Source organism: Terrabacter sp. Ter38, assembly GCF_024519435.1.
Classification (GTDB): Bacteria; Actinomycetota; Actinomycetes; order Actinomycetales; family Dermatophilaceae; genus Terrabacter.
Genome location: NZ_JALJRZ010000002.1, coordinates 172,827 through 188,865, shown reverse-complemented (window position 1 = coordinate 188,865; position 16,039 = coordinate 172,827). Strand labels below are relative to the sequence as shown.

General features: G+C 72.2%; 20 protein-coding genes. 7 read left to right on the top strand and 13 right to left on the bottom strand.

Annotation, left to right across the window (positions count from 1 at the left end):
- Nucleotides 1–87: 87 nt before the first annotated feature.
- Complete coding sequence (locus tag NR112_RS05785) at nt 88–474, top strand: iron chaperone (protein ID WP_256793042.1); 387 nt, start codon at nt 88–90, stop codon at nt 472–474.
- 15 nt (nt 475–489) lie between these two features.
- On the opposite strand, the gene NR112_RS05780 is transcribed toward NR112_RS05785, so the two are convergent.
- From NR112_RS05780 to NR112_RS05760, 5 genes are all read right to left on the bottom strand, one after another.
- Nucleotides 490–771, bottom strand: coding sequence for a DUF427 domain-containing protein (locus NR112_RS05780; RefSeq protein WP_256793041.1), 282 nt, complete (start codon nt 769–771; stop codon nt 490–492).
- Between the two features lie 104 nt (nt 772–875).
- The gene (locus NR112_RS05775) at nt 876–1,589 is read right to left on the bottom strand and encodes a class I SAM-dependent methyltransferase (protein ID WP_256793040.1); all 714 of its coding nucleotides are present in this window, start codon (nt 1,587–1,589) and stop codon (nt 876–878) included.
- Nucleotides 1,586–1,840, bottom strand: a complete 255-nt coding sequence (locus NR112_RS05770) for a DUF4287 domain-containing protein (RefSeq protein WP_256793038.1) — start codon at nt 1,838–1,840, stop codon at nt 1,586–1,588. Before NR112_RS05770 ends, NR112_RS05775 begins: the two co-directional genes overlap by 4 nt.
- A gap of 113 nt (nt 1,841–1,953) precedes the next feature.
- Nucleotides 1,954–3,294, bottom strand: coding sequence for an FAD-dependent oxidoreductase (locus NR112_RS05765; RefSeq protein WP_256793037.1), 1,341 nt, complete (start codon nt 3,292–3,294; stop codon nt 1,954–1,956).
- Nucleotides 3,291–4,388 carry a saccharopine dehydrogenase NADP-binding domain-containing protein gene (locus NR112_RS05760; protein WP_256793036.1) on the bottom strand — a complete coding sequence of 366 codons (1,098 nt, stop codon included), beginning with the start codon at nt 4,386–4,388 and terminating at the stop codon, nt 3,291–3,293. The genes NR112_RS05765 and NR112_RS05760 overlap by 4 nt, the downstream gene beginning before the upstream one ends.
- A 149-nt stretch (nt 4,389–4,537) precedes the next feature.
- Between NR112_RS05760 and NR112_RS05755 the strand changes: the two genes are divergently transcribed.
- The gene (locus NR112_RS05755) at nt 4,538–4,876 is read left to right on the top strand and encodes a hypothetical protein (protein WP_256793035.1); all 339 of its coding nucleotides are present in this window, start codon (nt 4,538–4,540) and stop codon (nt 4,874–4,876) included.
- On the opposite strand, the gene NR112_RS05750 is transcribed toward NR112_RS05755, so the two are convergent.
- Entirely contained in the window at nt 4,837–5,430 is a 594-nt protein-coding gene (locus NR112_RS05750) for a dihydrofolate reductase family protein (protein ID WP_256793034.1), read from the bottom strand. The two genes, NR112_RS05755 and NR112_RS05750, sit on opposite strands and share 40 nt — an antisense overlap.
- 100 nt (nt 5,431–5,530) lie before the next feature.
- Nucleotides 5,531–6,631: a DNA glycosylase AlkZ-like family protein gene (locus NR112_RS05745; protein WP_256793033.1), complete on the bottom strand. Its 1,101-nt coding sequence runs from the start codon at nt 6,629–6,631 to the stop codon at nt 5,531–5,533.
- A 195-nt stretch (nt 6,632–6,826) separates the two neighbouring features.
- Between NR112_RS05745 and NR112_RS05740 the strand changes: the two genes are divergently transcribed.
- The gene (locus tag NR112_RS05740) at nt 6,827–7,030 is read left to right on the top strand and encodes a hypothetical protein (RefSeq protein WP_256793032.1); all 204 of its coding nucleotides are present in this window, start codon (nt 6,827–6,829) and stop codon (nt 7,028–7,030) included.
- Nucleotides 7,031–7,053: 23 nt separating this feature from the next.
- Here NR112_RS05740 and NR112_RS05735 read toward each other — a convergent pair whose 3' ends face one another.
- From NR112_RS05735 to NR112_RS05715, 5 genes are all read right to left on the bottom strand, one after another.
- Entirely contained in the window at nt 7,054–7,833 is a 780-nt protein-coding gene (locus NR112_RS05735; protein WP_256793031.1) for an isoprenylcysteine carboxylmethyltransferase family protein, read from the bottom strand.
- Between the two features lie 69 nt (nt 7,834–7,902).
- Nucleotides 7,903–8,922, bottom strand: a complete 1,020-nt coding sequence (locus NR112_RS05730; RefSeq protein WP_256793030.1) for an alpha/beta fold hydrolase — start codon at nt 8,920–8,922, stop codon at nt 7,903–7,905.
- Between the two features lie 46 nt (nt 8,923–8,968).
- Nucleotides 8,969–9,430: a DUF4440 domain-containing protein gene (locus NR112_RS05725; RefSeq protein WP_256793029.1), complete on the bottom strand. Its 462-nt coding sequence runs from the start codon at nt 9,428–9,430 to the stop codon at nt 8,969–8,971.
- A gap of 86 nt (nt 9,431–9,516) precedes the next feature.
- Complete coding sequence (locus tag NR112_RS05720) at nt 9,517–10,026, bottom strand: putative immunity protein (protein WP_256793028.1); 510 nt, start codon at nt 10,024–10,026, stop codon at nt 9,517–9,519.
- Nucleotides 10,027–10,111: 85 nt separating this feature from the next.
- Nucleotides 10,112–10,744: a dihydrofolate reductase family protein gene (locus tag NR112_RS05715; RefSeq protein WP_256793027.1), complete on the bottom strand. Its 633-nt coding sequence runs from the start codon at nt 10,742–10,744 to the stop codon at nt 10,112–10,114.
- Nucleotides 10,745–10,965: 221 nt separating this feature from the next.
- Between NR112_RS05715 and NR112_RS05710 the strand changes: the two genes are divergently transcribed.
- The 4 genes from NR112_RS05710 (at nt 10,966) to NR112_RS05695 (ending at nt 14,827) form a co-directional block, all read left to right on the top strand.
- Nucleotides 10,966–11,340 carry a YciI family protein gene (locus NR112_RS05710; protein WP_256793026.1) on the top strand — a complete coding sequence of 125 codons (375 nt, stop codon included), beginning with the start codon at nt 10,966–10,968 and terminating at the stop codon, nt 11,338–11,340.
- Nucleotides 11,341–11,421: 81 nt separating this feature from the next.
- On the top strand, nt 11,422–12,105 hold the full coding sequence (locus NR112_RS05705) for an MBL fold metallo-hydrolase (protein WP_256793025.1): 684 nt from the start codon (nt 11,422–11,424) through the stop codon (nt 12,103–12,105).
- Nucleotides 12,106–12,117: 12 nt separating this feature from the next.
- The gene (locus NR112_RS05700; protein WP_256793024.1) at nt 12,118–12,723 is read left to right on the top strand and encodes a YdeI family protein; all 606 of its coding nucleotides are present in this window, start codon (nt 12,118–12,120) and stop codon (nt 12,721–12,723) included.
- A gap of 268 nt (nt 12,724–12,991) precedes the next feature.
- Entirely contained in the window at nt 12,992–14,827 is a 1,836-nt protein-coding gene (locus tag NR112_RS05695; RefSeq protein ID WP_256793023.1) for a GMC family oxidoreductase, read from the top strand.
- 92 nt (nt 14,828–14,919) lie between these two features.
- Here the strand turns inward: NR112_RS05695 and NR112_RS05690 are convergent, their stop codons facing one another.
- On the bottom strand, nt 14,920–16,038 hold the full coding sequence (locus NR112_RS05690) for a VWA domain-containing protein (protein ID WP_256793022.1): 1,119 nt from the start codon (nt 16,036–16,038) through the stop codon (nt 14,920–14,922).
- Nucleotide 16,039: the final 1 nt, after the last annotated feature.

Below are 16,039 nucleotides of genomic sequence, written 5' to 3'. Positions count from 1 at the left end.
GGCGAACCGACCATGGTCGCGAGGGTCGCATTGGGTCACACTGACAAGGGACGTGGCACGGGCCACGAAACGCTACGAGGGGGACCGATGAGCGAGCCGGAGACCACGCCCGACGCGACGGCCACGAGCGCGCCGATGACCGTGGACGCATACGTCCAGGGGTTCCCCGACGGGCCCCGGCAGGTGCTCGAGCAGGTGGCCGCGGCGCTGCGTCGGGCGGTGCCCGGCGGCGAGGAGAAGATCCGCTACGGCATGCCGGCCATCATGTTCTCCGACCGATACGGCATCCACTTCGCGGGGTGGAAGAAGCACGTCGGTCTCTACCCGGTCGGGGAGCTGGAGCCCGACCTCGAGGCGGAGGTGGCGTCGCACCGCGCCAAGAAGGACACGGTGCAGTTCTTCTACCAGGACCCGGTGCCCTACGACCTCATCGAGCGGGTCGCCCGGGCGCTCGCGGCGCGCCACCGGGCGTGAGTGTCGCGGGGGCGCTCAGTCGGTGACGGTGACGCCGCGCCAGAAGGCGACGCGGTCCTTGATCTCGGCTGCGGCGCTCTTGGGCGTCGGGTAGTACCAGGCAGCGTCGCGGTTGGTGTCTCCGTCGACGGCGAGGGAGAAGTACGACGCCTCGCCCTTCCACGGGCACGTCGTCTGCGTGGTGCTGTCGACGAGCACGCTGTCGTCGACGGACTCGCGGGGGAAGTAGTGGTTGCCCTCGACGACGATGGTGTCGTCGCTCTCGGCGATGACCTTGCCGTTCCAGATCGCACGCACGCTGAGCTCCTCATCGGTCGGGCCCCGGTTGGGCCGTCCTCAGCGACAACCCACGGAGCGGCGGATTCCTTCCGAACGTTGGACAGCCTCGGCGGCGGCGAGGCTCAGCCGCGGCGGCCGAGGAGGAAGGCCTGGGGCGTCTTCTCGTAGTCCTGCGGGACCCGCTCGGTGCGAACGGTGACGCGGAAGCCGGCGTCGGCCAGCTGTGCGGCGACGCCGTCCGGATCGTGGCGGTGGGCCTCGAAGGTGACCGCGTGGCCGTAGGCCTGTTCGTGCCGCACCGAGAAGCCGCCGGCCTGGAAGGCGAGCAGCAGCAGGCCGTTCGCCCGGATGACCCGGTGGAGCTCGACGAAGACCTCGGGGAGCAGCTCAGGGGGCGTGTGGATGATCGAGTACCACGCGACGAGGCCCGTGACCGAGGCGTCGGGCAGGTCGAGCGCGGCGAGGCTCCCGGTGCGGAAGTCGAGCTCGGGGTGCCGCCGCTGTGCTTCGGCGACCATGCCCGGCGAGAGGTCGATGCCGCTGACGTCGAGCCCGAGGGTCCCGAGGTGGCCGGTGACGCGACCCGGTCCGCAGCCGACGTCGACGACGGGGCCGCCGCCCTCGAGGCCGACGAGCTCCGCGAAGTGCCCGAGCAGCGCCCGGTCGAGCGGGCTGCGCGCGAGCTCGCCCTCGAGGAGGCTCGCGTAGTCGATGGCGACCGTGTCGTAGGCGGCTCGCGTCTCCGTGACGTGGCACGGCTCGGTGGGTCGACTCGGCTCGGCGACGTCGCGCGGCTCGGTGACGCGGCTGGGCTCGGTGGGGTGGCCTTCGTTCACGCCCCAGCCTTGATGAGCCCGAGGGTGTGGGCGACGACGGCGTTGGCGTGGCCGTGCCCCAGGCCGTGCTCGGTCTTGAGCCAGGCGACGAGCTCGCCGTGCCTGACCGTGCCGGCCGCGTGCTGCTCCCGGACGAGGCCGATCCATTGCTCGATCGGCCGACCGTAGGTCTTCTCGATCGACGGGAAGTAGGACGCCGGACCCTTGGGTGCGGGGCTGGCGGGACTGCCGGTCGTGGGCTGCGTGGTCAAGGCTCCTCCTGAGGTGGTCGTCATGCCACCACGTCGAACGGCGCCCTCGCATCTCGACACTCCGGCGACGCCCGTCCGCGCACCAGGGACGACCGGCGGGGTGCGCCTCGGGCCTACGCGGTGCGGGGGGCGGCGAGGTCGGCGACCGCGGGCTCGGTGGGTGCCGAGGCTGGTGCGGTGCGGCCGTGTGCGGCATGGCGGGCGAAGTCGGTCACGACCTGTGCCGCCTTGCGCCGCGACGGCATGAAGCGCAGGAAGAAGGTCAGCCGCAGCACCCACGCCACCCAGCCGGTGAAGGGGATGCCGTAGAGCTCGGAGATCGAGCGGCCGACCCCGAAGGAGGCCGCCTGGCCGAGGCCGCGGTACGCGAAGGGTCGGGTCGGGCGACCACGCAGCGTCCGCGCGAGGTTGCGCCCGAGGTGCTCGCCGCCCTTGATCGCCCACAACGCGTTGGCCGGGACGGGTTCGCCGGACGTCGGGTGGACGACGCACGCCGCGTCGCCGGCAGCCCAGACGCCGTCGACGACGGAGAGGTCGGGGCGCGTCACGAGCCGGCCGCGCGGGTCGCGGTGGGCGTCGAGTCCCGGGACGTGCACGGGCCGCTGTCCGATGGTGGCGATGACGGTGCTCGCCGGGAGGCTCGTCCCGTCGGAGAGGTAGGCGAGGTCCTCGGTCACCGACGCGAGGCGCACTCCCAGCCGGACCCGGACGCCGAGACGCCGCAGCTCGAGCTCGGCGCGGCGGGCCAGCCGGGGCTGCTCGTCGCGCAGCTCAGGCAGGATCCCGTCGCCGGAGTGGACGAGCTCGACGCGGAGGCGCGCTCCGCCGAGGTCGGCGACCGCCGCCGCCATCTCGACCCCGGCCATCCCGCCTCCGGCGACGACGACCGTGTGACGACGGTGGCCACGGTGCGCCGCCGCATCTCGGACCCGGTCGGTGAGAACGGCGATGTCGCCGGGCGCTCGCAGGGTGAAACCGTGCTCCGCGAGGCCGGGCACCGCGGTCGCGGGTTCGCGGCCGCCGGTGCCGACGACGAGGGAGTCGTAGTCGAGGACGCGCTCGTGGTGTGAGTCGGAGTCCGAGTCGGAGTCCGAGTGGTGGTGCGGGTCGACGCCCCGGTCCGACTCGTCGGCGGCGAGCACGTAGCGCACGACTCGTCGCTCGGCGTCGATGGCGGTTGCTCGACCGAGGACGACGTGCGCGTGCGGCATCGCGTCGACGAGCGGAGTGCGGGTGCGGTCGTAGGGCAGCAGGCCGGCGAGCACCTCTCCGGTGAAGCCGTGGAAGCTGTGCGCGTCGTCCGTGCTGATGACGACGACCTGGACGTCGCCCGCGCGGACGGCACCGCCGGCGTGACGCATGAGGCCGGCATACGCGTGGAGGGTGACGTAGCCGCCGCCGAGGAGGACGACGCGGTGCTGCGCGCGGTGTCCGGCGCGGACGAGCGTCGTCACGACGCCATCCCCAGCGCCAAGGTGCTCGCGGTGTTCGCGGTGCGGACGATGGTCGCCATGCGGTCGGGGGTGACGGGCCGGCCGAAGCTCGTCGGTTCTGCGGCCCGGAAGCCGAGGTGCGCGAGGTCGGCGGCCATGCCGCGGGTGCGGTCGACGAGCTCGAGCGTCGGTACGCCGATGGAGAAGTGGCCGCGGTGACCAGTCAGGGCGAGGAGGGCGGTCTCGGCGAAGCACGCGTAGGAGCGCCCGTCGGGCAGGCCGATGTTGCCGCCGACGAGGCGCAGGCTCGGGATGTCGACGACGCCGCCGTCGACGACGAGCACGTCGGGCCGCTCGTCGACGAGGGTCGGCGAGGTGTTGCGCGGCTGGGTCGCGTCGAGCACGACCGCGCCGGGCGCGAGGTGCCGCGCCTCGAGGAGCGCGTCGGCGGAGGCGGTGAGCAGGATGACGAGGTCAGCCGTCGCGACGGCGTCCATCGTCGTGGCCGTCGTCGTCGGGACCTGGCGGCCGACGTCGGCGGCGAGCGCCTCGAGCCGGCCCGTCGACCGGGCGACGAGGGTGAGCCGGGCGGCGGCACGGTCGCGGGCGAGCAGCCGGGTCACGGCGGCACCGACGCTGCCGGTGGCTCCGACGATCGCGACGTGCGGGTCGGCCGCGTGGTCGACGGCGTCGCGCAGCAGGCGCCGGGCCTGGTCGTCGACGATCGCTGCCGTGAAGGCGTTGCCGTTCGTCACGCCGATGTCGGTGCGCCCGCGGAGCGAGACCCCGCCCGCGGTCACCGTGGCGGTCAGGGCGCCGAGCCCCACGACGTCGCAGCCGAGGGCGCGGGCCTTGTCGACCGCACGGTGAACGCGGGCCCGGCCTTCGCTGGGGGAGGAGAGCAGGTGGCGGGCCCCGAAGGGCACGAGCACGACGTGGCCGATGTGCGCGCCGCCGATGTGGATGCCGGCCATCGAGATCGGGCGCAGCGGGAGCCGGCGCAGGGCGGTGTCGTAGACGGGGTCCGGGACGCGGCCGAGCGGCGACCAGACGCGGGCGAGGTCCTCGCCGAGGCGGGCCCGCGGGTGGACGGTGAAGGCGAACGTGCTGCTCACGAGGTGCTCCTGAGGGGTCTGCGTATGCCGTGTGGCGCGGGGCGCCGCCGTTGCAGGAGAGGAGGAGCGGGCGGGGGAGGTGATACCTCTGCGAGTGGGTGGGACGGCATACGACCCGTGAATTGGGTACGCGTGCCTAGGCTGCGGTCATGGCGACATCGCGCACGGGGAAGTGGTCGATCGCGTCGCGGGACTCGTTCCTGTCGATCGGGTCGACGGGGTCGGTGCTCTCGATCGGGAGCGTGGGGTCGGTGCTGTCGATCGGCAGCGTCGGGTCGTTCGCGTCGTTCCTGTCGATCGGGTCGTCGATGAGCATGGCCTCGCTGCTGTCGAACATGTCGCGCCTGTCGGTGCTGTCGCACCAGAGCGACGGGTCGATCCTCTCGGCGCAGTCGCAGCGCGCGGTGCGCGGCTACCGCGTCAGCGGGACCCTGGGTCGGCGGCGCGCCTACGAGACCGGGCCTGAGTCCCGGGCCGCGGGGCGATAGACGAGCCAGAGGGCTCCGCCGGGCGTCGGGGTCGCGCTGACGAGGGAGAGGCGCTGAAGCTCGGGCAGGCCGTCGAAGAGGCGCCGCCCCTCGGGGTCGAGGACCGGCGCGACGGCGAGGTGCAGCTCGTCGACGAGACCCGCGGCGAGCAGTGACTGCACGAGCTGAATGCTGCCGTGGACGCCGATGTCGTTGCCGGGCAAGGCTTTCAGGTCACGGACGATGTCGGCGAGCGGTCCCTGGACGGCTTCGGCGTCTCCCCACTGCCTGGTGAGCGGGGTGGAGGTCACGACGTACTTCGTGGCGCCGTTGATGAAGTCGGCGAAGGGCTGCTCGTCGGAGGTCGGCCAGTAGCCGGACCACTCGTCGTACAGGTGGCGGCCGAGGAGCACGGCGTCCTGCTGCTCGATGAGCGCGGTCTCGCGCTCGATGAGGACGTCGTCGAAGGTCGGCGGCTGCGGCCTGTCGGGGTCGACGTCGGGTGGGAAGCAGCGGGTGGGGTCGTCGACGGAGCCGTCGAGCGACGTGATGACGTAGGCGACGATCCTGCGCACGGCGGTCTCCTGGTGGTGGTGTCGGTGTCTGTGTCGGTGTCAGTGTCGTGTCGGTGTCAGTGTCGTGGTCGGTGTCTGTGTCGTGGTCGGTGTGGCTGGGCTACGGGGCGGCAGGGCCGGTGGGCGTGAGGCCGAGCCAGGCGGCGAGGTCGGCGATCTCGCGGTCGACGGCGGTCCGGATGGCCTTGGTGAAGCGGACGTCCTGGTGGACGGCGTTGACGACGAGGGTGCCTGCCTTGCGGTCGGCCTGGGCGTCGAGCTTCCCGACGAGGCGGTCGTGGTGGAGGATCGGCAGCGCGAAGTAGCCCCAGCGCCGTTGGTCCTTGGGTTTGTACATCTCGAGGATGTACTCGAAGCCCCAGAGCTGCTCGGCGCGGACACGGTCGTGGACGAGCCGGTCGAAGGGGCTGAGCAGCGCGGTGCGTCCCCTGAAGGTGTCGGCGACGTCGAGGTATGCCGGGTGGACGCGCCACGTGCCCGGCACGCCTGCGATCTCGGCGGGCTCACCCGCGTCGCCGACGTAGTTGCCCTCGCCGGGCATGACGGTGCCGGTGGCGCGCGCGATGCCGAGGGCGGCGAGGCGTCGCTCGTTGCGGTGGTCGATGGCCTGCTCGAGGGTGAGCCTCGGCAGGTCGGGCGGGTAGACGCGCTCGGGGAGGTCGAAGTAGCGCTGGCGACCCTTGCGGCCGGCGATGGCGACCTCGCCGCGCGGCGCGAGGGCCTCGAGCATCTTCGTGATGTTGCGGTTGTTGGTCCAGCCGGTCGAGGGCCATGGGACGACGCTCGTGTCGGGGATGTCGCGGGAGAGGAGGGGCCCGTCGGCCTCGAGCGTGGCGAGGATGTCGCGGCGGAAGGAGTCGTTGGCCTCGAGCCAGGTGGCCATGAAGGGGTAGGGCTCGGCCTCGCGCACCTCGGCGATGACGGCAGGGATGTCGGTCGGGCTGCGCACGTAGGCGACGGTCTCGACGAGGGTGCGGTCGTGCTCGACGGCCTTGGTCAGGTCGGCGGGGTCGTAGGTGCGGCCGAGCCGGCTCCACAGGACGAGGTCGGCGCTCGGCGCGACGGCCGCCGTGGGGTCGATCTGCAGGAAGGTCAGGCGCTCGACCGTCTGCACGAGGTCGGTCGGGCGCGGCACGTCGAGCAGCTGCGCGTGCACGGCGATGCGACGTGCATGCTCGACCGTGAGCTGGTGGGCCACCATGGCCGAGACGCTAGCCGAGCGCGGGGACAGGGCGACGGATGCGGCCACGCATCCTCGCCACGCATCCGCGCCACCCGTCCTCGGCACCCGACCGCAGTGTGCCGTCGTAGGCATCGTGCCCAGCGTGCGCCGCGACGGTCGCCCACGCATACGCCATCGCCGGGACCCGGGCACGGACGCGACTACTGTGGCGGCATGGCAGGTGAGGTGCAGGCGCCCTTCTGGGCCAAGGTGGTCGCGACGTTCACCGGGTGCGCGTCGATCGGGGCGCTCGCCGGGCTCATGGGCGGCGCGCTGACCCAGGACGTCGGCCGCGGGCTCGTCGTCGGCATCGTCGCCGGTCTGCTCGTCGCGCTGGCCCTCGTGCTCCTCAAGCCGGATCGCATCCGCGGCGAGTGACTGCTGCGTCGACCGCGCGGTGGTCAGGCCCGGTCGCGCCCTGAGGGTGCCACCACGTGCACCGCCCGCCCCAGCCGGAGCCCCGGCACGAGCGCGGGGACCCGGGCGGCATACGCGTCGTAGTCCGCCCCGAACGTGCGGCGGAGGTCGCGCTCCTCGAAGGTGATCCCGACGGCGATGTAGCCGGTCGCGGCGACGGCGAAGAGCAGGTGGGGCGCGCTCATCCGCGGGGTCGCCCAGAACGCCAGCACCATCCCGGTCATCAACGGATGCCGCACGATCGCGTGGAGCCCGCTGACCTGCAGCGCCGTGGGTGCGTCGTCGGACAGGGTCGTCCGGGCACCCCAGCCTGCATGCCGGAGCCCGATCAGCTCGAGGTGGTCGACGGCGAAGGTCGCCGCGATCGCGAGGGCCCAGCCCGCCGCGCACAGCGACCAGAGGGCGTATGCCGCCAGCCCCTCGACGTGCCAGACGACCTGGTCCCACGGTTGCCACAGCGCCAGCAGGAGGGCGAGGCACACGTCGGTGGCGAGCACGTAGGTGGTGCGCTCGAGCTCGGCCGGGACCCGGCGCCGGAGCCAGGCCTTCGCCGGGCGGCGCGCCATCACCGAGTGCTGGAGCGCGAAGAGCAGCAGGAGGGCGAGGTCGATGGTGACGGCCCAGCCGGTGCTCGTGCGGGCCGGGCCGTCGACGGTGCGGGGGAGCAGCACACCGGCGAGAAAGGCCATCGTCCACACGGTGATGGCGACGAAGCCGCACCAGGCGGCGGCAGAGACGGCGAGGTGCACGATGCGTCGGGTCATCTCTTCATGCTCTCCACGGCCAGTCCGCAGCACAGCCGTGGAACTACCCCACTTCTCGGGGGTCTCCTTCTACGGGGTGCGCGCGACGTACCAGGCGGCCACCTGCGCGCGGGAGCTGAATCCGAGGCGCAGCCGGATTCGCTCGAGGTGCGACTCGGCGGACCGCTCGGTGATGCCGAGTCGGTCGGCGATCTGGCGGTTCGTCAGGCCCTCGGCGACCAGGGCTGCGACCTCGGTCTGGCGCGTCGTCAGCCCGGTCGGGACCGCCCGGCGCAGCGTCGGCAGGCCGAGGAAGCGCCGCACCTCGACGACGACCGACTGGGCATCGCCGATGGCGGGCAGGTGCGAGCGGCCCTCGAGCTCGACGAGCTCGGCGCCCGGGATCGCCTGTGCGAGAGCGTGTCCCCCGGCCACGGGGGCCGCCCGGTCGCCCTGCCGGTGCAGCACGAGTGTCGGCGCACACACCTGCGCGAGGAGCGGGCTGACGTCGAGCTCGTAGGCGAGCCGCAGCAGCGCGACGGCCGTCTCGGCCGAGGAGGCAGCGCGTTGGTAGCGAGCGAGGATGCGCCGCGTGCCCGCGTCCGCATCGGGGGCGAACACCTCGGTGAGCAGGTCGGACCCGAGTCCCCAGTGCGTGGCCAGCAGGCCGAGCACGTGCTGGCGGCTGTCGTCGTCGCCGATGGAGCTCCCGGCGGGCCAGCCGCCGTAGAGCACGAGGCGCGAGACGGTGTCCGGCTGCTCGGCGGCCCACTGCACCGCCGCCGCCGCCCCGAGCGACCAGCCGAGCAGGTCGAAGCGCTCGGCGCCGACCGCCTCGGTCACGGCAGCGATCGTCGCGACCTCGAGGTCCATGGTGCGGGGGCCGTCGTAGGCGTCGGAGAGCCCGCAGCCCGGGCGGTCGTAGCGCACGAGCGTGCGCCCCGACGACAGCGCCTCGTGGAACATACGCTCGGCCGGGATGGCCCACCCCATCTCGAGGTGGCTCAGCCATCCGGGGGCGGCGACGAGGAACGGACCGCTGCCGGTGGCGGCATACGCGACCCGCGTCCCGTCGGTCAGGGACGCCGTCCCGAGGCGCTGCGCAGCCACGCTCTCCAGTGAACCGCACCGGGGCGCCGGCTGGATCCGGGTGGGCTCACCCGGCAGCGGTCGGCAGGGTCAGGCCCTCGCGCTCGTCGTCCCAGGCGGCCGCGCTGATCCGCCAGCCGTCGGCGACGCGGACGAACTGGATCGTCTTCATCCCTCGACCGGTGAACGGCTCGCCCTCCTGCGTGCCGGCCTTCGCGTAGCTGCCGAACCAGTGCGCGATGTCGCCGAAGACCTCGATGCGCCCCGTGACGGGCCACTCGCGGAAGTCGGTGAGCGCGCCCTCGGTCAGCAGCGCCTCGCGAGGCGCGATGAAGTCCTCGATCCCCATGACCGCAGGCTCCCTCCCGCACGTCCGCACGATGACGGCCTGCGGGAGCAGCAGCCCGCGCAGCAGGCTCATCCGCTCGGCGCAGCCGGGCCCCGAGACGAACGCCCCGAAGAACGCGTCGACCATCCCCTGGATCGCGGCGTGGCCGGTGGTCTCGTCTGCCGTCAGGTCTGTCGTCACGGCCCACACGCTAGCCGCGTCACCGCGACCGATGCCGTGTGGCGTGGGCCCGTTGCCGCCTCGCCGGTGCCGGGGGCCTGGCATCGTCAGTCCGCGAAGACGCCCCAGCAGATGGCGTTCCGGCGGACCTGGTCGTCGAGGACGAGTGCGCGGACCCGGGCGTCGAGCTGGTCCCGCTGCCAGTCACGCTCGAGCCTTCCGGCGTCGACCGCGTGGGGGTGTGCAGCGCGAGCGGCCTTGATCGCGTACGCGGAGGCGCCCAGGTCGTGCTCGGCCACGTGGCCCACGCAGGCTGCCTGGCCGGCAGCGTAGGCCGCAAACCGGGCCGCTCCCTGCAGCGGCCGGGCGGCCCCCATCGCAAGCCCACCGCGGGCTCGCGCATCCATCATCCTCATCTCGCCGCGGGCCCACGCCCGAGCCGCATCGATCGCGTCCCGAGGGCGAGTGTCCGACGACGCCTCCGCCTCGAAGAGATGCAGCACGTGCTCAGCGCACGTGGCGGCCCACAGCGACAGCAGCCGATGATCCGCGTCGGTGAGCAGTCCGCCACGGCGGATCGTCACGAGGCGCGGGTCGCGCACCTTCGGCAGGATCATGCAGCCAGCCTGCCAGTGCCCGTTTGGACGCGTCACCCCCACCGATGGCGTATGCCGGGTGCCCGGGTCCGCGTGGGACGTGACCTCACGACGCCTTGCGGGTGAAGGTGAAGTGCGTGACACCGGTCGGGGAGGCGACGGTCTCGATGTCGAAGCCCTCCTCGACGCCCTCGAGGCCGTCCCAGAGTCGGACGCCGCGGCCGAGGACGATCGGGACCTGGACGAGGTGCATGTGGTCGACGAGCCCTGCGGTCAGGAAGTCGCGAACGACGGTGGCACCACCACCGATCCGGATGTCCTGGCCGTCGGCGGCCGCGCGGGCCGTCTCGAGCGCCTCGGCCGGGGTGGCCTCGATGAAGTGGAAGACGGTGCCGCCCTCCATCTCGAGGGAGGGGCGGGCGTGGTGGGTGAGGACGAAGACCGGCGTGTGGAAGGGCGGGTTGGGGCCCCACCATCCCTTCCAGTCCGGGTCGTCCGGCCAGCCGGGCGGGCCGAACTTGTTGGCGCCCATGATCTCCGCTCCGATGCCGGGGCCGTGGCGCTGGGCGTACGCGTGGTCGACCCCGTCGGTGCCCTCGGGGTCCCAGTACTCGGTGCGCATCATCCACTGGTGGAGCCTCTGGCCCGCGTGGCCGAAGGGGGTCTCGAGGGACTGCGGCTCGCCGGTGGCGAAGCCGTCGAGGGAGATCGAGAAGTTGTGGATCCGGGTGCGTGACATCGGTGTCCTCCGTGATGGTCCAGGCGCTCGCCGGTCGTCGCCGCGAGGCAGGTGCTCGGCGACCGTGCCGACTCTAGTGCTGGGTGACGACACCGTCGGGGCGTGGCGGAGCGGATCATTCTGGGCATCCCAAGAATTCTCGAGGTGCGTGTCGAGGACCTGCCCGGCCGGTCGACGTACGAGTACGAAGGACACCACAGCAACCAGGAGGAGTGATCGACATGCCGCGTTTCATGGGGTTCGTGAGGATGGAAGAGGGGATCGGGACGCCGCCGCAGGCGCTGTTCGACGCGATGGACGTCCACATCGGCGAGCGGGCCGCCGCGGGCGTGTTCCTCGACGGCGGCGGGTTGTACGGGACGGAGGACGCCGTGAACTTCGTCGTCAGCCAGGGCGAGATCACCCAGCACGACGGACCGTACGCCGAGTCCAAGGAGGTCATCGGCGGGTGGTCGATCATGCAGTACGACACCGTCGAGGAGGCCGTGGCCGACCAGCGGAAGTTCGCCGAGCTGCACGCCGAGCACTGGCCCGAGGTCACCGTGATCTCGACCCTGCGCCAGATCTCCGACGGCCCGGACGCGCCCGGCGACTGACGCTGCACGCATCGGCGAGCGACGGTGGCCGACTTCGGCACTTGGCCACCGTCGTCCGCCGCTCTGCCCCAGACTTGCGCCATGGGTGATCCACTGGACGAGAAGAGCGAGGCGTCGGTAGGCGGGCTCTCGACGGTGACGGTCACGCCGGTGCTCGTCGCCGAGCTGCTCGCCGGCGGCGAACGGATGCCGGTCTACGTGCACGTCGTCGACCATCCCGACGCGCGCGTGCTGGTCGACACCGGCATGACGCAGCTGCACCCTGCCGTCGACGACATGGATCCTCGGCTGACTCCACTGAGCGAGCAGGCCGGCTTCGACCTGGCCGGAATCGACATCGTGGTCAACACCCATCTGCACTTCGACCACTGCGGTGGCAACCACCTCTTCGCCGGCAAGCCCGTGTACGTCCAGAGTGCGGAGCTGGATGACGCGCGGACCCAGGACGACTACACGATCCGCGAGTGGGTCGAGGCACCCGGAGTGCACTACGAGACCGTCGACGCCACGCTCGAGCTGCTGCCCGGTGTCCGGCTCGTGTCCACGCCCGGCCACACGCGCGGCTCGCAGGTCGTGGTCGTCCAGACGGGCGACCGCTCCGTCGTCATCGCCGGTGACACGGCGGTCTTCTTCGACGAGCTGGACCATCCGCGCACCGAGGGCCAGCGGCTGATCCGGACGCTCGCCCCCGACGAGGTCTGGCTCTCGCACCAGCACGAGCCGTGGCGCCCCGCGGCAGCCGACCACCCCGTCGGTGGGCGATGACAGGAGGGCTGCATGTCTGATGAGGAGAGCGAGGTGCAGACGGCTGAGGCGGTGGCCGGAGAGCCGGTGATCTCGTTCGCCACCGTCCCTGACTGCGAGGCCTGGTTCGACGAGCACGACGCCGACCGCCGCGGCTTCTGGCTCAAGATCGGCAAGGCAGGGGCAGCCGAGACGGTCACCTACCCCGAGGCGCTCGACGTCGCCCTCTGTCACGGCTGGATCAACGGGCAGAAGAGGGGCTACGACGAGTCCCACTGGTTGCAGAGGTTCACCCCGCGAAGGGCGCGGAGCACGTGGTCGCAGATCAACCGGGACAAGGCCGAGGCGTTGATCACGGCCGGTCGCATGCGCCCGGCCGGGCAGGCCCAGGTCGACGCGGCGAAGACCGACGGCCGCTGGGCGGCAGCCTATGCCGGCCAGAAGAGCGCGACCGTCCCCGACGACCTGGCCGTCGCGCTCGCTGCCGATCCGGAAGCCAAGGCGTTCTTCGAGACACTCACGGGCGCCAACCGCTACGCGATCCTCTACCGCATCGGCGACGCCAAGAGGCCAGGGACCCGGGCCGCGCGCATCGCGACGTTCGTCGAGATGTGCCACCACCACGAGACCCTCCACTGACTCACTGACTCACGACTCACTGACTCACGACTCACCGACTCACCGACTCACCGACTCACCGACTCACTGACTCACTGACTCACTGACTCACTGACTCACTGACTCACTGACTCACTGACTCACTGACTCACTGACTGAGTGACTCGCTGGCCCGTGGCCGCCGTCCGCTGGGCCGGGGCGCGGGCTCCCTTGTCTCGCCTCCGGGAGTGTGGTTGCGTGGCGAGACCGTCCCCGCCACACGGCGAGGCACCACGACGAGGTGGTAACGATGGGATCGACGTACGACTACGTGATCGTGGGGGCGGGATCGGCGGGCGCCGTCGTGGCTGCCCGGCTGAGCGAGGACTCGGATGTCACGGTGTGCCTGCTCGAGGCCGGCGGCCCGCCGCCGCCCGCGGAGCTCGTGCCGGCAGCTGTCGCGAGCCTGCAGAACGACCCCGCGACCGACTGGATGTACAACGGCGACCCCGGGGGAGTCGGAAAGGGCCTCGTCGGCGGCCAGATGATGGTGCCGCGGGGGAGGATGCTCGGCGGCACATCCGGCCTCAACTACATGGCATACGTGCGAGGGCACCCCGGCGACTTCGACGCGTGGGCCGCCGGTGGCGCGGAGGGCTGGTCCTACGACGAGGTGCTGCCCTACTTCCGCAAGGCGGAGGGCTTCGTGGACAGCCCCGAACTGCACTCCGACCTCGACGTGCACGGCCACGACGGGCCGGTGGGTGTGTCGGTGCGCCAACCGATCCTCCGCGCCTCGACCCAGTTCGTCGAGGCTGCGGGCGCCGCGGGCCTGAAACAGGGTGACTACAACGGTCGCGACCGCCTCGAACCCCAGGGGGTGGCCTCGCTCTTCCAGACGACGACGACGAAGGACGGCCGGCGCAGCTCGACCTTCCACGCCTACCTCGAACCTGCGATGGAGCGGCCGAACCTCACCGTCGTCACCGGCGCGCTCGTCGAGCGGATCCTGATCGGGGCGGACGGGGAGGCGCCCCGCGCCACCGGGGTCGCCTACCGCACCGAGGACGGCGCCGACGAGGAGGTGTCCGCGGGCACGGAAGTGGTGCTGTGCGCGGGCGCCATCGGGTCGCCGCACATCCTGCTGCTCTCGGGTGTCGGGCCCCGCGACGAGCTCGCCGCCGTCGGGATGGACTGCGTCGTCGACCTCCCGGACGTCGGGCGTCACCTCAAGGACCACCTCCACACGCCCTTGATGTTTGCCGCCGACGGCATCGGCGAGTCGATGACCGAGGTCGCCCTGTCCCTGGGGCCGGACGCGCTGCGGGCCCCGGCCGGACCGCTCCCGGCCGATCCCGCCGACGATGTCGACCTCCCCGAGCCCCTGGCTGCTGCCAAGGCCGAGGCCGAGCGCCGCATCGGCGAGTGGTTCACCACCGGCCGCGGCATCGCATCGTCCTCCCTCTACGACGCCGTCGCGTTCTACTCGACCGGTCTCGGCGACGAGCACACCCACGACGCACAGATCGGCTTCCTCGCGACCGGCTACACGCCGGCGATCTGGGAGGGCGTCTTCCGACTCCCGCCGTCGGCGTTCTTCGAGGACCCGGAGTCCTTCCTCGACCCGACGCGCGGCCAGGTCGTCCTGCTGCCCAATCCCGTACAACCCCACTCGGAGGGTTCGGTGACACTGGCCAGTGCGGACCCCGCGGTCCCACCGCGGATCGGGTTCAACTACTTCGGCGACCCGCACGACGTGACGGTCATGGTCGCCGTCATGCGCCGTGCCCTCGAGATCGCGAAGGCCTGGCCCGGAGGGGGCCTCGGTGAGCCGGTCATCCCGCCCCACCTGGCGCGGGCCCACGGTCACACGTCGGGCTCCGAGCCGAGCGACGCGTTGCTGGAGGACCTTGCCCGCCACTACGCGCTGACCGTCTACCACGCGACCTCGACGTGCCGGATCGGTGAGGTCGTGGACCCGCGGCTGCGGGTGCACGGCATCGAGGCCCTGCGCGTGGCCGATGCGAGCGTGATGCCGAACGTCGTCAGCGGCAACACCAACGCTGCCGCCATCATGATCGGCGAGAAGGCCGCCGAGCTGATCGCCACGGACCATGGCGTCCACCTCCAGGAGCTGGTCGGCTGACGGGCCACCCAGCCCGACCGAACGGGCCACGGGCTTCGCGTCCACGTCTCACGGTGCCTGAGTCTTCGAAGCGCCTCAGGTTTCGTAGCGCCTCAGGGTGTCGAGCGGCGAAGTGAGAGGACCAGGCCTGCGAGGAGGAGCGCTGCGGCCAGGACGCCGGCCGCGGCGCTGAGGTCGACGTCCTGCTCGGTGACCGTCACGTGCTTGGGGAGGTCGGCGAGGACCTTGGTCAGGCCGTCGGCATCGGTCGCGGCGAAGTACTCGCCACCCGTCGTCTGGGCCACCCCCTTGAGCGCCCCTTCGTCGACCACGAGGAAGTTGCGACCGCCCAACGTCCCGCCGCCCGGACCACCGAAGTCGCGCGCCCGGGGCTGGAAGCCGCCGTACTGGTCGATCGTGCACGCCATCTGCGTCGGGTTCGTCGTGCCGAAGCCGATCGGATAGACGCGCACTCCCCGCGCTGCGGCCTGAGCCGCCGCCTCCCCCGGCGTCACGCCTCGCGTGTTCGCTCCGTCCGTCAGCAGCACGATGATCTCCGGGGCCACGTCCACGGGCCCACCGCTCCCGGCCCCACCTCCCCCACCCGGGGGCGTCGGCGCAGGAGTCGGGCCAGCCAGACCCGGCCCGTCCGTCGATGGCTCGTCCACCGCATCGGCCGGGGCCACGTTCGGGTCCAGCTCGGCGATCGCGTCGATGGACCGCAGGATCGCCGCACCGATCGTCGTCCCGCGCCCCGTCGTCACCGCGTCGATGGCCGACAACAGCTCGTCCCGGTCAGCGGTCGGCGCCACCGCGAGCTGCGCGAACCCCGAGAAGACGACGAGCCCGACCTTCGTCTCGTCGTCCTGCCCCTCGACGAACGACCGCACCGCCGCCTGCGCCGCACTCAGCCGGTTCGGGGACACGTCCGTCGCGCACATCGACCCCGACACGTCGAGGGCCAGGATGATCGTCGCGCTCGACGTCGGCACCTCAGCCCGCACCGTCGGCCGCGCGCTCGCCAGCCCGAGCAGCCCGAGAGCCCCGAGCACCAGCGCTATGGGCACGTGCCGCTTCCACGACGCCGACCCCGCGCCCGCTGCTCGCAGCAGCGCGACGTTCGAGTAGCGCACCGCCTGCCTCCGCCGACGCCGCAGCTGCCACACGTAGACCCCGAGCAGCACGGGCACGAAGACCAGCGTCACGAGCAGGAGCGGCACTCCGAACGACACG